11 protein-coding genes and 2 riboswitches are annotated in these 14,532 nt (G+C 62.8%); of the genes, 4 read left to right on the top strand and 7 right to left on the bottom strand.

Annotation, left to right across the window (positions count from 1 at the left end; all coding sequences use genetic code 11):
- The first annotated feature begins 148 nt into the window (after positions 1-148).
- From LOL23_RS10570 to LOL23_RS10560, 3 genes are all read left to right on the top strand, one after another.
- Positions 149-571 (top strand): OsmC family protein, encoded by a 423-nt coding sequence (locus tag LOL23_RS10570; protein WP_160981548.1) that lies wholly within the window; start codon positions 149-151, stop codon positions 569-571.
- Between the two features lie 78 nt (positions 572-649).
- Positions 650-1,630, top strand: coding sequence for a thymidylate synthase (locus tag LOL23_RS10565; protein WP_160981550.1), 981 nt, complete (start codon positions 650-652; stop codon positions 1,628-1,630).
- Positions 1,631-1,774: 144 nt separating this feature from the next.
- Positions 1,775-2,281: a dihydrofolate reductase gene (locus LOL23_RS10560; RefSeq protein WP_160981552.1), complete on the top strand. Its 507-nt coding sequence runs from the start codon at positions 1,775-1,777 to the stop codon at positions 2,279-2,281.
- 15 nt (positions 2,282-2,296) lie between these two features.
- On the opposite strand, the gene LOL23_RS10555 is transcribed toward LOL23_RS10560, so the two are convergent.
- Positions 2,297-3,814 carry an aminotransferase-like domain-containing protein gene (locus LOL23_RS10555; RefSeq protein WP_160981554.1) on the bottom strand — a complete coding sequence of 506 codons (1,518 nt, stop codon included), beginning with the start codon at positions 3,812-3,814 and terminating at the stop codon, positions 2,297-2,299.
- A 378-nt stretch (positions 3,815-4,192) separates the two neighbouring features.
- Between LOL23_RS10555 and aptA the strand changes: the two genes are divergently transcribed.
- The gene (gene aptA, locus LOL23_RS10550; RefSeq protein ID WP_237173565.1) at positions 4,193-5,518 is read left to right on the top strand and encodes an omega-aminotransferase AptA; all 1,326 of its coding nucleotides are present in this window, start codon (positions 4,193-4,195) and stop codon (positions 5,516-5,518) included.
- Between the two features lie 116 nt (positions 5,519-5,634).
- Here the strand turns inward: aptA and gcvP are convergent, their stop codons facing one another.
- From gcvP to LOL23_RS10520, 6 genes are all read right to left on the bottom strand, one after another.
- Complete coding sequence (gene gcvP / locus LOL23_RS10545; protein ID WP_160981558.1) at positions 5,635-8,535, bottom strand: aminomethyl-transferring glycine dehydrogenase; 2,901 nt, start codon at positions 8,533-8,535, stop codon at positions 5,635-5,637.
- Positions 8,536-8,723: 188 nt separating this feature from the next.
- The gene (gcvH, locus tag LOL23_RS10540; protein WP_237173564.1) at positions 8,724-9,104 is read right to left on the bottom strand and encodes a glycine cleavage system protein GcvH; all 381 of its coding nucleotides are present in this window, start codon (positions 9,102-9,104) and stop codon (positions 8,724-8,726) included.
- Positions 9,105-9,199: 95 nt separating this feature from the next.
- The gene (gene gcvT / locus LOL23_RS10535) at positions 9,200-10,294 is read right to left on the bottom strand and encodes a glycine cleavage system aminomethyltransferase GcvT (protein WP_160981562.1); all 1,095 of its coding nucleotides are present in this window, start codon (positions 10,292-10,294) and stop codon (positions 9,200-9,202) included.
- A 53-nt stretch (positions 10,295-10,347) separates the two neighbouring features.
- Positions 10,348-10,452: riboswitch (glycine riboswitch) on the bottom strand.
- A gap of 27 nt (positions 10,453-10,479) precedes the next feature.
- Positions 10,480-10,567, bottom strand: a riboswitch (glycine riboswitch).
- A 79-nt stretch (positions 10,568-10,646) separates the two neighbouring features.
- Positions 10,647-10,796, bottom strand: coding sequence for a hypothetical protein (locus LOL23_RS10530; RefSeq protein WP_160981564.1), 150 nt, complete (start codon positions 10,794-10,796; stop codon positions 10,647-10,649).
- Positions 10,797-10,847: 51 nt separating this feature from the next.
- Positions 10,848-12,188: a BaiN/RdsA family NAD(P)/FAD-dependent oxidoreductase gene (locus LOL23_RS10525; RefSeq protein WP_369414115.1), complete on the bottom strand. Its 1,341-nt coding sequence runs from the start codon at positions 12,186-12,188 to the stop codon at positions 10,848-10,850.
- A gap of 30 nt (positions 12,189-12,218) precedes the next feature.
- Positions 12,219-14,477, bottom strand: a complete 2,259-nt coding sequence (locus LOL23_RS10520) for an arginine/lysine/ornithine decarboxylase (RefSeq protein WP_160981566.1) — start codon at positions 14,475-14,477, stop codon at positions 12,219-12,221.
- Between the last annotated feature and the right edge of the window lie 55 nt (positions 14,478-14,532).

The following is a 14,532-nucleotide window of genomic DNA, read 5'->3' as shown; positions in this document are numbered from 1 at the left end:
GATAAGGAGTTGCCCGCCATTTCCCGGGAATACCCGCACGACGAAAGATGATATGCCTTGGCGGCAAGGCGCCGCGGTTGCCAACGGGCAGACGAACCCGCCGGACTATGGGTATGATTATCTTTTCTTCTGCTGCAGGAATCTGAACATGGAATGCACGATCGATTGGCATGGCCCCGACGGCATGCTTTTTGTGGCGCGCACAGGCAGCGGCCACGTCGCGGCCATGGATGGCGCGCCCGACGGCGGCGGCAACAACCTGGCGCCGCGCCCCATGGAAATGCTGCTGGCCGGCGCCGGCGGCTGCTCGGCCTACGATGTCGTGCTCATCCTTAAGCGAGGCCGCCACGATGTGCGGCACTGCCAGGTCAAGCTCGAGGCCGAGCGCGCCGACACCGACCCCAAGGTGTTCACAAAGATCAACTTCGCCTTCACCGTCACCGGCAAAAACCTGCCTGAGTCCGCCGTCGAGCGCGCCGTCAAGATGTCGCACGACAAGTACTGCTCGGCCTCCGTCATGCTGGGCAAAACGGCTGAAATCACCCACACCATCACCATTGTCGAGGGCTGATCGACTGGGCCTGCGCGCGCCGCGCGTGGCCTCGATCCTCCTCGACGGCAGCCGGCCCTCGCGCCGGCAAGGTCATCCATGAAACAGTATCTCGACCTGGTCCAGAACATCTTCGATAACGGCGCGTGGCAGGAAAACCGCACCGGCATCCGCACACTCAGCATCCCGGGCGCCATGATGCGCTTCGATCTGCAGCAGGGCTTCCCCGCTGTAACCACCAAGAAGCTGGCCTTCAAATCGGCCATTGGCGAGATGGTGGGCTTTCTGCGAGCCACGCGCAGCGCGGCGCAATTCCGGGCACTGGGCTGCAAGGTGTGGGACCAGAACGCCAACGAAAACGCGCAGTGGCTGGCCAACCCCTATCGCTTGCAGGAAGACGACTTGGGCCCGGTGTACGGGGTGCAATGGCGCGACTGGCCGGCCTACAAACTGCTGGACCCAACCACGCAGCAGGGCCAGTCGCAGATCCGCGATGCGCTGGCACGGGGCTATACCGAGATCGGCACTGTCGACCAGGCCGGGGGCGCGCACGTGCTGCTATACAAGGCCGTTGACCAACTGCGCATGTGCCTGGACACCATCATGAACGACCCTGGCAGCCGGCGCATTCTGTTCCATGGCTGGAACTGGGCCCAGCTCGAAGAAATGGCCCTGCCGCCCTGCCATCTGTTGTATCAGTTCCTGGTCAACAAGGCCGCCGGCGAAATCTCGCTGTGCCTGTATATACGCAGCAACGATGTGGGGCTGGGCACGCCCTTCAACCTCACCGAGGGCGCCGCCCTGCTGCACCTCGTGGGCCGCCTCACCGGCTACACGCCGCGCTGGTTTACCTACTTCATCGGCGATGCCCACATCTACGAAAACCACGTCGATATGCTGCGCGAGCAGCTTGAACGCGTCCCCTATCCCGCGCCACGCCTACTGCTCTCGGATCGCATCCCGGCCTACGCAAAAACCGGCGTCTACGCACCTGAGTGGCTGGAACAGGTAGAGCCTGGCGACTTTCAACTCGAAGGCTATCAGCATCACCCGCCGCTTACGGCGCCCATGGCCGTCTAAACCACCGGCACAACAGCCGTGCCCTTGCCGAACAGGCGGCCTCATGCGTCCGGAACAGCCAGGTTGGGCAACGCGCCACCTTGGGGTCCGCTGTTCCATTGCCAACTTGCCCGGCTACGGGCATCCAGCCAACTCTGACCGCACATGCTTACACCGCTCGTCCAAATCGTCGTCGCTTATGCCGATAACCGTGTCATCGGGCGCGACAACACGCTGCCTTGGCGCCTGCCTTCAGATCTCGCGCATTTCAAGCGCAGCACGCTGGGCAACCCCATCGTCATGGGCCGCAACACGTGGGAATCTCTCGGTCGGCCGCTGCCTGGCCGCCTGAATGTAGTCATTAGCCGCAATGCCGCCTACAAGGCCGCCGGCGCCACAGTCTGCAGCTCGGTTGAAGACGCCCTGGCGGCCTGTGCTGCCACCGGCGCCGAAAAAATCAGCATCATCGGCGGCGAGCAGATTTTCCGCCACGCCCTGCCGCTTACCGACCGCATCATCGCTACCGAAATCCACGCCGACATTGCGGGCGATACCTGGTTTCCCCCGCTGCCTGCGGGCGAATGGCGCGAGGCCGAGCGCCTGCCCCAGCCCGTCGAAAACGGCCTGGCATTCGATTTCGTGGTCTATAACCGCGCGATGCCCCGCGCCTGATCGCGCAAGAGAGCCTTACAGCGCTTTCGCTTTGCGTATGAAAGTCCACAAGCCCGGGTGGGTGGAGTACGCAACATTAAAGCGCAGCCAGCCGGTGTCGGCCTGGGTGGGGTCAAAATAAGCGCCAGGAGCAAGCCAGATGCCATCGCGAAGCGCCATAGCGGTCAGCCGCAACGCGCCGGCATCATGCCACGCGCCAGGCAGCCTGGCCCACAGGAACAAACCCGCACCGGGGCGGGCGAACGTCTCCACACCATGTTCATCCATCAGCGCACATACGGCATCATGCGCCTGGCTCAGCCGTGCCTGGATACGCTGCAAATGAGTGCAGTGACGGCCCTGGCGCAGCACATGGTGCACGGTGCGCTCCATCATTTCGGGCGTGGTCAGGCCCAATGCCATCTTGGTGGTGGCGAAATCCCGAATCAGCGCGGCATCGGCCACGATATAGCCTACCCGCATCGAAGGCACAATACGTTTCGAGAACCCCGACACCTGGATCACCCGCCTGCCCTCCGCCATGGCGGCCAGCATAGGGCCCAGCCCCGGCAGCAGTTCGCGCGAAACGTCGTCTTCGATGATGCGAAAATCGTAATGCTCTGCCAGTTGCAGCACTCTGAATGCGTTGTGCATGCTCAGGCTAGTGCCAGTGGGGTTGTGCAGCACTGTAGTCACAAACAGCGCCTTGATGCCCGATGCCTGCGCCATGGCCTCCAGCCCGGCAATATCCAGGCCCTGCGCATCGCGGCGCACGCCGTGCACCGTCAGGCCGGCCAACCGCAAGGTGGGCAGCAGGTTGGCATAGCACGGCAGTTCGACCGCCACGGCGTCGCCAGGGCGCAGCAGCGTGCGCAGCACAATGTCCAGCCCTTGCGTTGCCCCCTGGGTCAACAGTATTTGCTCCACGTCAGCAGCCAGGCCGTGTTCGGTCAACGACTGGCGCACGTATTCGCGCAACGGAAAGTAGCCATAAGGGTGGCCGTAGCCCGCAAGCTGGTTGATGGGCGTGCGCGCCACCTGCCGCAGCGCCTGGCGCAGGCCGGGCTCATCCAACCACTCTGTGGGCAGCCAGCCGCAGCCGGACTTGATCGGGATTGAATGGTCGGCAAACACATCCGCCAGCAGCCAAGCGTTGCTCAGGCTCGGCGGCGTCCAGTCGGAGACCGCCGTCGTTCGCACCGCCGACGCTTTGCCAACCGTGCGCATCTCGCTCTCCAACCCCAGGCCGTTCGGGTTGACAGCCGGCACCACGATACCTGCCTCTGCCGCTGCCTGTCGCCAAACAGACTGCGGTGCCACACGGTAACCCGAGCCAGGCCGAACGACCAGCCAATTTTGGGCAACAAGCCTGCTATATGCCACGGAGACGGTGTAAGGGCTCAGCCCATGTGCACGGGCAAACGCGCGCACTGACGGCAGCATCATGCCCGCGCGCAGTGCCTGCTCGCAGATCGCGCGGGACACCGCGCCAACAATCTGATCCACCAGCGGCCCCGCGCCCTGGCGGTCTCGCGACGGTTCGAAAATGCGCATCGATGCTCCCAAATGTGCTGCCATGGCTAAACCGCTGAGGCTGGCAGCGGCGGCCCCATGCTGTTGTCAAGCCTCTCTAGCAGCCCCCTGGCGAGGCGCCGCAAGCGATATACAAAACCATAAGCCATGACCCTGGAGCCTGGAATACGAAGCATTTCACCATAACAATACAGTTTTAATAATATTAACAGTACAGTTGAGGAAAATCAGTATCACTGTATATGTATTTGTGCGGAAGCCCATCCGAGAATATCCATCATTCAGGGCTGTTCTTTTTCAAGACACCGCCCTTCGCGCTTCTCTTTTTTCATCTTCTATTTTTCTCTTTTTCATCTTTTTCTCTTATTGCCGTTCCCGTTCTCTTATTTCGAGGCAAGCATGACCAGTCAAGCAAATATCCCGGACATGTCCAATTTGTGGATGCCCTTCACTGCCAACAGACAGTTCAAGGAACATCCACGCCTGCTTGCCAAGGCCAAAGGCATGTACTACACCGCTACGGACGGGCGGCAGGTTCTGGACGGCACATCCGGCCTGTGGTGCGTCAACGCAGGGCATGGCCGGCAGGAGATCTCCGATGCCATCACCCGCCAAACGCAAGAGCTGGACTACGCGCCCAGCTTCCAGATCGGCCATACCGACTCCTTTCGCGCCGCGTCGGCGGTGGCGAAACTGATGCCCGAGGGCATGGACCGCATCTTCTTCACCAACTCTGGTTCCGAATCAGTGGACACCGCACTCAAGATCGCGCTCGCCTATCACCGCGCACGAGGCGAAGGGCAGCGCACTCGCCTCATCGGTCGCGAGCGCGGCTACCATGGTGTAGGCTTCGGCGGCATCTCGGTGGGCGGTATCTCGCCCAACCGCAAGACCTTCTCCGGTGCCTTGCTGCCGCATGTCGATCACTTGCCTCACACGCATGACTTGTCCAAGAATGCCAACTCGCGCGGCCAGCCAGAATGGGGGGCCCATTTTGCGGATGAGTTGGAGCGGATCGTGGCCCTGCACGACGCCTCCACCATCGCCGCGGTGATCGTCGAGCCCCTGGCGGGCTCCACCGGCGTACTGGTGCCGCCCAAAGGCTATCTGGAACGCCTGCGCGCCATCACGGAGAAGTACGGCATCTTGCTGATTTTCGACGAAGTCATCACCGGTTACGGCCGCCTTGGCGCACCCACAGCCAGCGAATTCTTCGGGGTGAAACCCGACATCATCACCATGGCCAAAGGTATCAGCAATGCAGCGGTGCCTGCGGGCGCCGTGGCGGTGCGGCGCAACGTGCACGACGCCATCGTGAATGCAAGCGCAACAGGCATTGAGTTCTTCCACGGTTATACCTATTCGGCGCACCCACTGGCCACGGCGGCCATCCTGGCCACACTGGGTATTTACGAAAGCGAGAACCTGTTCGCGCGCGCCCGCGGCATGTCACAGGCATTTGAAGACGCCGCCCACAAGCTGGAAGACGCGCCGCACGTGCTGGATGTGCGCAACCTGGGCCTAGTCGCCGGCATCGAGCTAGCCCCGCGCGAGGGCGCCCCGGGGGCACGTGCAGCCGAAGTGTTCGGCAAGTGCTTCGACCGTGGCCTCATGGTGCGCTATACCGGCGACATCATCGCCATCTCCCCACCGCTCATCATCGAACAGGCGCACATCGAGCAGATCTTCGGCACACTGAAAGAAGTGCTCGCCACCGTCAAGTAAATGCACACGGCGTGTAAGCGCCAAGCGGTGAACAGTAAGCACATCGTGCGCAAAAAAGCCGGTAGACCATAAAAATGGACTGCCGGCTTTCGTTTTTTGGCCTCGCCCGTCGGGTCTCAGACTGCTTCCATCTCCGCGTAGGCCTCGATCGGCGGGCAGGCGCAGACGAGGTTGCGGTCGCCCCAGGCATTATCGACGCGCGAAACCGGCGGCCAATACTTGCCGTCCCGCAGCGATGCCATCGGATATGCCGCCTGTTCGCGGCTGTAGCCGTGCTTCCACTCGGCCACCAGCAGCATCTGCGCTGTATGCGGCGCATTCGTGAGCACGTTGTCGTCAGCACCCTGCTCGCCACGTTCGACCTCGGCAATTTCACCGCGGATGGCGATCATAGCGTCGATAAAGCGATCGAGCTCGGCCTTGCCTTCGGACTCGGTCGGCTCCACCATCAGCGTGCCCGGCACTGGGAAGCTCATGGTAGGCGCGTGGAAGCCATAGTCCATCAGGCGCTTGGCAATGTCTTCAGCCGAGATACCGCAGGCATCCTTGATGGGCCGGATATCCAGAATGCACTCGTGCGCCACACGGCCATTCTTGCCTGCGTAGAGAATCGGATAATGCTTTGCCAGACGCGCCGCGATGTAGTTGGCGTTGAGGATTGCAGTTTCGGTTGCTGCAAGCAGCCCCTCGCTGCCCATCATCGCAATATACATGTAAGAAATCGGCAGAATGCTGGCAGAGCCGAAAGGCGCGGCCGACACTGGCCCCACCTTGGCATCAGCCGGCAGCGTGCCGCTTTCGCCGACCACGCCCGGCAGATAGGGCGCCAGGTGCTCGCGCACCGCCACCGGGCCCACGCCCGGCCCGCCGCCACCGTGCGGGATGCAGAAGGTCTTGTGCAGGTTCAGATGCGACACGTCGCCGCCGAATTTGCCCGGCTTGGCCAGCCCTACCATGGCGTTCATGTTGGCGCCGTCCATGTAAACCTGCCCGCCCGCCTCATGCACCAGGGCGCAGATTTCCTTCACAGCGGTTTCGAACACACCATGTGTGGAGGGATATGTAATCATCAGCGCTGCCAGGCGGTCGCCCACCTTGCCGATCTTGGCCTTGAGATCCGCCACGTCAACGTTGCCGTTATTATCCGACGCCACCACTACGACCTCCATGCCGGCCAGTTGCGCCGACGCCGGGTTGGTGCCGTGGGCCGAGGATGGGATCAGGCAGACATTGCGCTGGCCCTGGCCATTGGCGCGGTGATAGCCGCGTATCGCCAGCAGGCCAGCATACTCACCCTGCGCGCCCGAGTTGGGCTGCAGGCTGATGCGGTCGTAGCCCGTGATCTCGCACAGCGCGTCGGACAGACGGCCAATCAGCTCGCCATAACCCTGCACCTGCTCGGCCGGTGCAAAGGGGTGAATATTGCTGAACTCGGGCCACGTGATGGGGATCATCTCGGCCGTGGCATTCAGCTTCATGGTGCACGAACCCAACGGGATCATGGTGCGATCCAGCGCCAGGTCTTTATCGGCCAGGCTGCGCAGATAGCGCAGCATATCGGTTTCGGACTGGATGCGCGAGAAGGTAGGATGCGACAGAATCGCCGAATCACGGCGCAAATCGGCCGGGATGCCCACCGCCTGCTCGGCTGCGTCGCTCTCGAACAGGCCGTTTGCCTCGGCACCAGCCCAGGCCTTGCCCAGCGCGCGGGCAAACACGTCCAGCAACGCGTCCAGATCGGCCACGCTCACGGTTTCATCAAGCGAAACGGCCAGGCGCGCGCCATCCACGCGGCGCAAGTTGATGTGCGCAGCTTGCGCACCGGCGACGATACCAGCGGTGGCCGCGCCGGTATCCAGCAGCAGCGTGTCGAAATACGTGCTGTTGGCTACCTTCACGCCCAGGCTTTGCAGGCCGCGGCGCAAGACGCCCGTAAGCAGCGCAACACGGTTGGCAATGCGGCGTATGCCTTCAGGGCCGTGCCACACCGCATACATAGCAGCCATCACGGCCAGCAGCACCTGCGCGGTGCAGATGTTGGACGTTGCCTTCTCGCGGCGGATGTGCTGCTCGCGCGTCTGCAGCGCCAAACGCAGCGCGGGTGAACCCTGGCTGTCGCGCGACACGCCCACCAGGCGGCCTGGCAGGTTGCGCTTATAGGCGTCACGGCAGGCCATGAAGCCTGCGTGCGGGCCGCCGAAGCCGAAGGGTACGCCAAAGCGCTGGGCCGAGCCCACCGCAATATCCGCCCCCCACTCGCCCGGCGGCGTCAGTAGTGCAAGCGCCAGCAGATCGGTGGCAACCGCCACCACAGCGCCCTGCGCATGCGCCTTCTCGACCAGCGCGCGGTAGTCGGACACACCGCCCAGGCTGTGCGGGTACTGCAGCAGCACGCCAAAGCACTCGGGCAAGCCCAGCGCCTCGTCGCCCACATGCACCTCGATGTCCAGGCCTTCGGCGCGCGTGCGCACTACTTCCAGGGTCTGGGGGTGGACGTGCAGCGACACAAAAAACACATTGCTCTTGGCGCGTGCACCGCGGCGCGCCAGCGCCATGGCTTCGGCCGCCGCCGTGCCTTCATCCAGCAACGACGCGTTGGCAATGTCCAGCCCGGTCAGGTCGGCGACCATGGTCTGGAAATTCAGCAGCGCCTCCAGGCGCCCCTGTGATATCTCGGGCTGGTAAGGCGTATAAGCCGTGTACCAGGCAGGATTCTCGAGAATATTGCGCAAAATGACGTTAGGTACATGCGTGCCGTAGTAGCCCTGCCCGATATAGCTGCGGAACACCTTGTTGCGGCCAGCGATCTCGCGCAGCCCGGCCAGTGCCTCGAACTCGCTGCGCGCGGCGGGGAGCTTGAGGGCGCCACGCTCCAGAATACTGGCGGGCACAACCTCGGCCACCAGGCTGTGCAGGTCAGCCGCGCCGATCGCCGCCAGCATGGCGGCGCGGTCTTCGGCCCCCGGGCCGATATGGCGGGGGATGAAATCGGAATGAGTATCTACGTCACGCAGCATGATCGTCTATTCGAAGAAAAAAGACTTGGGAAGCACGGCCCCAGGCCGTAAAAGCCGGGCTGGCAAAGGCTGACACTGCGGCGATCGCTCGCACAAACGGGCGCCAGTTGGACACATACACGGCAGGCGAATGGCAAGGCCACGTGGTGCGGCGCCCGGCCAATGGTCTTGGCGCCGCCACACCGCAATCAGCCAGCGTCGACCGAAGCCTGATAGCCGGCTGCGTCGAGCAGGCCGTCCATATCGGCGGGGTTGGCGGGCCTGATCTTGAAGATCCAGTTGTCGTAGGCCGCCTCGTTGATCAGATTGGGCGCGTCATTCAGGGCCTCGTTGAAGGCAACGATTTCACCGGCCACCGGGGCATAGATGTCGGAGGCCGCTTTGACGGACTCGACGACGCCGGCCGTATCGCCGGCTGCCAGCTTGGCGCCAACGTTAAAGTCGCCCACGTAGACCAGATCGCCCAGTTGATCCTGCGCGTTGTCGGTGATGCCCACGGCAAACAGGTCGCCCTCGGCCTTCACCCACTCGTGCGAGGCCGTGTATTTGCGATCATTGGGAAGATTCATGTTTTAACCCCGGATAGTGAAAAGTGTGTTCTTGACGAACGATTGTGTGATTGATGAAAGATTACGCGACACCCTACGACACGGGTGCGCGCGCATCAGGCAACGACGGCGCCATTGCGCACGAAAGGCATTTTTACCACTTCGGCGGGGATCCATTTGCCGCGAATCTCGATATCGACCGCATCGCCCGGCTGCACGGCGGCGGGCACGCGCGCCATGCCGATGGAAACGCCCATGGTGGGCGACATCGTGCCGCTGGTTACTTCGCCTTCGCCGTGGGCGGTGCGCACTTTCATGTGGCCGCGCATCACGCCGCGCTCCTTAAGCTTCAGGCCCACCAGGTTGCGGTCTGCCTTGACAGCCTCCAGGGCGTCGCGGCCGATGAACCGGCGCCCCTCGTCCTTGAACGACACGGTCCACGACAGGCCCGAAACCAGCGGATCGATGTCTTCGTGCATTTCCTGGCCATACAGATTCATGCCAGCTTCCAGGCGCAGCGTATCGCGCGCACCCAGGCCGCAAGGCTTCACGCCCTGCGCGGCCAGATCCTGCCAGAGCGCCTCGACCTCAGCAGCCGGCAGCACAATCTCGAAGCCATCTTCGCCCGTATAGCCCGTACGGGCCACCAGCGTGTCGCCACCCACCGATGCACCGTTGAACGGCTTGAGCGGCTCGGACGCAGCCTGCCAAGCGGGCCGGGCGGCCCAGACGCGGGCACGGGCCTGCGGGCCCTGCACGGCAACCATGGCCAGATCGCGGCGCGGCGTGATGGCCACATCAAAACCTTCGTCTTGTGCGATCTTCTGCATCCAGGCTACGTCCTTGTCGGCCGTGCCCGCGTTGACCACGGCGCGCCAGGTGTTGTCGTCAAAAAAATAGACGATCAGATCGTCGATCACCCCGCCAGCGGGGTTCAGCATGCAGCTGTACAAGGCCTTGCCGGGCACCGTGAGCTTAGCGACGTCGTTGGCCAGCAGGCGCGACAGATAAGCACGCGCACCGGGGCCCTTGATATCGACATTGAGCATATGAGACACATCGAACATGCCGGCTTCACGGCGCACCGCGTGGTGTTCTTCGATCTGCGAACCGTAGGAGAGCGGCATGTCCCAGCCGCCGAAATCAACCATTTTGGCATTGGCGTTCAGGTGCAGGGAATGCAAGGGAGTGTGCTTGGCGGATGCGGACATAGGGCCTCTGGCGTTGTGCGAAAAACGATGCATGCCGGCTTGCGGCCGGCTGGCTTCGCCCTTCTGTCCTTTTGCCTGAGAGTTGGCCCTTTTTGCGGGGTTCCCCTTCGGCGCCCGGTTCCGCAAGCATGCGGGAGGGTCTCTCCAGAATGCTGTCTGCTATGCGGCTGAAGCACGCGGCAGCGGGCACGGGGGCGGTACGGGGTGCCTGAGCGATTCTGGGCGAATTGCGCCTTCGGCGGTCGGAGGATGACGCTCTCCCACCCTGTGCATAAACAGCAAAGCGAAAGCATAACCCGAAAGAATACCGCCCACAAACGGAATTTGCCGCTGGCCCGCCCCTACGCCGGCTTTACACAACGCCAGCCATGATTTCCAGATTTACCATTACCGCGCCGGACGATCCCTTGCCGAGATTTTCCAGCCTTGCGCCAGCAATCAATCGTTGTTTTTCTGGATCAGAAAGCACAAGAAGCGCCGGCGCATTCGCGCCAGTAAGCATTTCAAGGCCGAGTCGATGCCGCGTCTTATCTGGCGAAGCACGCGATGTGCGTCAATACGGTTTCAACGCCCGGCCGCAGGCGGTGCCGGAGGCCCAGGCCCACTGGAAGTTGTAGCCACCCAGCCAGCCGGTGACGTCGACAGCTTCGCCGATGAAGTAGAGGCCAGGGATGTCGCGCGCTTCCATGGTCTTCTGGTTCAGGCATCGGGTGTCTACCCCGCCGCGCATGACTTCGGCCTTCTTGTAACCCGCGGTACCCGAGGGCACCAGGGTCCAGCCGTGGATGTCGTGCGCGAGGCGGCGCAGTATCTTGTCGGGCACGTCGGCCAAGCGCATCTCGGCCAGGGTGGCCAATGGCTGGGCCGCAGCACGCGCTGATACGGCATGGGTACTTGAGGAGGTGGAAGGGGATGTGGTGCCGGCCGGCCCAGATGAGACGAGCGTCGCAGCATTTTCCAGCCAAGCGTCGGCGAGACGCTTGGGCATTAGACCGGCAAGTACGGTAGCGAGGTGCTGGCGGTTGCCGGGCTTGGCGGCGAGCAGCGCCTGCTCCAGGTCCTGGCCGGGGGCCAGATTCAGGGTCAGCGGCCGGGACGGATCCCAATAGCTCGATATCTGCAGGATGGCCGGGCCCGACAGGCCTCGGTGGGTGAACAGCAGGTCTTCCAGGAAAGCCATGGTGCCTTTGCGACCCACGTCGGACGGCGTGGCGACCTGTGCTTCGAGTGCAACGCCGCTTAGCGCGGCGAAAGGCTTCCAGCTTTCGGCATCAAAGGTAAGCGGTACCAGCGCCGGCCGCGGCTCGATGACCTTCAAGCCGAATTGGCGGGCGATGCCCAGGGCGAAATCAGTCGCCCCCAGTTGCGGGATGGCCATGCCGCCCGTGGCCAGCACAAGCTGATGCGCGACGATCTCGCCGGTACTGGTTTCCAGGGCGAACAGGTCGTCCTCAGGAATGCCCGCGCCGCCGCTTGTCTGGCGATAGATGGCGCGCACTGTGCAGGGCATGCGCCATTGCACGCGCCCATCGCCGCACTCCGCGCGCAGCATGGCGATGATGTCTTCGCTGGATTCATCGCAGAATAACTGGCCCTTGTGCTTTTCGTGCCAGGCTATACCGTGGCGTTCGACCAGATCGAGGAAGTCGCGCGGCGTATAGCCGGCCAGCGCCGAACGGCAGAAATTGGGGTTCCGGGAAATGAAATTGGCGGGACCTGCGCCGATATTGGTGAAGTTGCAGCGCCCGCCGCCCGATATGCGGATCTTCTCGGCCAGTCGCTCTGCATGGTCAACCAGCACCACGCGCAGCCCGCGCTGCCCGGCAGCGGCGGCGGCCATCATTCCGGCCGCTCCCGCTCCGATCACCGCAACATCAAAGACACCGGACTTCACGCGAAAACGCCGGGCGCCTGGCGCCCCGCCCTATTCCTTGATGCAGTCAACGTAGTAGCGTTCTTCGCCGTCAGGCCCCACGTCTTGCGCCAGGCCATGCACATAGGTCTCGAAACCCGGAAACTTGGCGTTGAACTCGCGCGCGAACTGCAGGTAGTGAACGATGCGCTGGTTGAAGCGCTCGCCCGGGATCAGCAGCGGGATGCCCGGCGGGTAAGGCGTGAGCAGCACGCCCGTCACGCGCCCTTCCAGGTCGTCAATGCTGACGCGCTCGGCGTCGCGGTGCGCCATCTTGGCGTAGGCATCGGACGGCTTCATGGCAGGCACCATGTCGCTCAGATAGACCTCGGTCGTCAGGCGCGCCAGGTCGTACTTGCGGTAGGCCTCGTGGATCTGCTGGCACAGGTCGCGCAGGCCCATTCGCTCGTACTGGCGGTGCTCTTTGCAGAAGTCCGGCAGAATGCGCCACATAGGCTGGTTGCGGTCGTAATCGTCCTTGAATTGCTGCAGCGCCGTCAGCAGCGTGTTCCAGCGGCCCTTGGTAATGCCGATCGTGAACAGGATGAAAAACGAATACAGCCCTGTTTTCTCGATGACCACACCATGTTCGGCCAAGTACTTTGAAACCAGCGCGGCGGGGATGCCCGTGTCTGCAAACGTACCTTCAATATCGAGCCCCGGCGTCACAATCGTGGCCTTGATGGGATCAAGCATATTGAAGCCCTCAGCCAGGTCGCCGAAGCCGTGCCACTTGTCGCCCGAGCGCAGCAACCAGTCGTCGCGCTCGCCGATGCCATCGGACACCAGGCGGTTGGGGCCCCACACCTTGAACCACCAGTCGTTCTTGCCAAACTCGGATTCCACCTTGCGCATCGCGCGGCGGAAATCCATGGCTTCGCTGATGCTTTCTTCTACCAGCGCCGTGCCGCCCGGCGGCTCCATCATCGCCGCAGCCACGTCGCAAGACGCAATAATGGCGTACTGGGGCGACGTGGACGTGTGCATCAAGTAGGCTTCGTTGAACACGTTTTGGTCGAGCTGGCGCGTTTCGGAGTCTTGCACCGTGATCTGCGACGCCTGCGACAGCCCCGCCAGCAACTTGTGCGTGGAGTGCGTGGCAAAGATCATTGCATCTTTGGGGCGCGGCCGGTTCTCGCCGATGGCATGCATGTCGTGGTAGAACTCGTGGAACGAAGCATGCGGCAGCCAGGCCTCGTCGAAGTGCAGCGTATCGATGGACGAGCCCAATTTTTCCTTGATCATCTCGACGTTGTAGATCACCCCGTCGTACGTGCTCTGCGTAAGCGTAAGAATGCGCGGGCGCTTGTCCTTGATGTTGCGGGCAAAGGGGTTCGCCTCGATTTTCTTCTTGATGTTCTCGGGCTCGAACTCTTCCAGCGGAATGGGCCCGATGATGCCCAGGTGATTGCGCGTGGGGCGCAGAAACACCGGCACCGCGCCCGTCATCGTAATGGCATGGAGAATCGACTTATGGCAGTTGCGGTCAACCACAACCACGTCATCCGAAGCCACGTGGGCGTGCCACACGATTTTGTTGGACGTGGACGTACCGTTGGTGACAAAGAAGCAATGATCGGCGTGGAAAATACGCGCCGCGTTGCGCTCGGATTCGGCCACGGGGCCGGTATGGTCCAGCAGTTGGCCCAGCTCGTCCACCGCGTTACAGACGTCGGCGCGCAGCATGTTCTCGCCAAAGAACTGGTGAAACATCTGCCCCACCGGGCTCTTCAGGAACGCCACGCCCCCTGAGTGCCCCGGACAGTGCCAGGAATACGAGCCATCGGACGCGTACTTGACCAGCTCGCGGAAGAACGGCGGCGCCAGCCCGTCCAGATAGGCGCGCGCCTCGCGGATGATGTGGCGCGCCACGAACTCGGGCGTATCCTCGAACATGTGAATGAAGCCATGCAGCTCGCGCAGGATATCGTTGGGGATATGCTGCGAGGTGCGGGTTTCGCCGTACAAATAAATAGGTATCTCGGCGTTGCGAAAGCGCAGCTCGCCGATGAACGCACGCAGGTTCTTGATGGCATTGGCCACGTCTTCCGGCGAGGCCACCACGAACTCCTCATCGTCGATCGATAGAATGAACGCGCTGGCGCGGCTTTGCTGCTGGGCAAACGAACTCAGGTCGCCATAGCTGGTGACGCCCAGCACCTCGACCCCTTCGGCCTCGATGGCGGCGGCCAGCGCCCGGATGCCCAGGCCCGAGGCATTTTCCGAGCGGTAGTCTTCGTCGATGATGACGATGGGGAAACGGAATTTCATCAATAGCTCCGTGCCGCGCGAACACGCGCGGCGTGCGGTTTAAACAATGTCCCTG

This window comes from Paracandidimonas lactea, assembly GCF_021653995.1.
Taxonomy (GTDB): Bacteria; Pseudomonadota; Gammaproteobacteria; order Burkholderiales; family Burkholderiaceae_B; genus Allopusillimonas; species Allopusillimonas lactea.
This window is presented reverse-complemented; position numbering and strand designations above follow the sequence as displayed.

Bases quoted from the DNA above. Each gene is read 5' to 3' on its own strand.
- LOL23_RS10570 (WP_160981548.1), top strand. From the start codon at position 149: ATGGAATGCACGATCGATTGGCATGGCCCCGACGGCATGCTTTTTGTG.
- LOL23_RS10565 (WP_160981550.1), top strand. From the start codon at position 650: ATGAAACAGTATCTCGACCTGGTCCAGAACATCTTCGATAACGGCGCG.
- LOL23_RS10560 (WP_160981552.1), top strand. From the start codon at position 1,775: ATGCTTACACCGCTCGTCCAAATCGTCGTCGCTTATGCCGATAACCGT.
- LOL23_RS10555 (WP_160981554.1), bottom strand. From the start codon at position 3,814: ATGCGCATTTTCGAACCGTCGCGAGACCGCCAGGGCGCGGGGCCGCTG.
- aptA (WP_237173565.1), top strand. From the start codon at position 4,193: ATGACCAGTCAAGCAAATATCCCGGACATGTCCAATTTGTGGATGCCC.
- gcvP (WP_160981558.1), bottom strand. From the start codon at position 8,535: ATGCTGCGTGACGTAGATACTCATTCCGATTTCATCCCCCGCCATATC.
- gcvH (WP_237173564.1), bottom strand. From the start codon at position 9,104: ATGAATCTTCCCAATGATCGCAAATACACGGCCTCGCACGAGTGGGTG.
- gcvT (WP_160981562.1), bottom strand. From the start codon at position 10,294: ATGTCCGCATCCGCCAAGCACACTCCCTTGCATTCCCTGCACCTGAAC.
- LOL23_RS10530 (WP_160981564.1), bottom strand. From the start codon at position 10,796: ATGCTTACTGGCGCGAATGCGCCGGCGCTTCTTGTGCTTTCTGATCCA.
- LOL23_RS10520 (WP_160981566.1), bottom strand. From the start codon at position 14,477: ATGAAATTCCGTTTCCCCATCGTCATCATCGACGAAGACTACCGCTCG.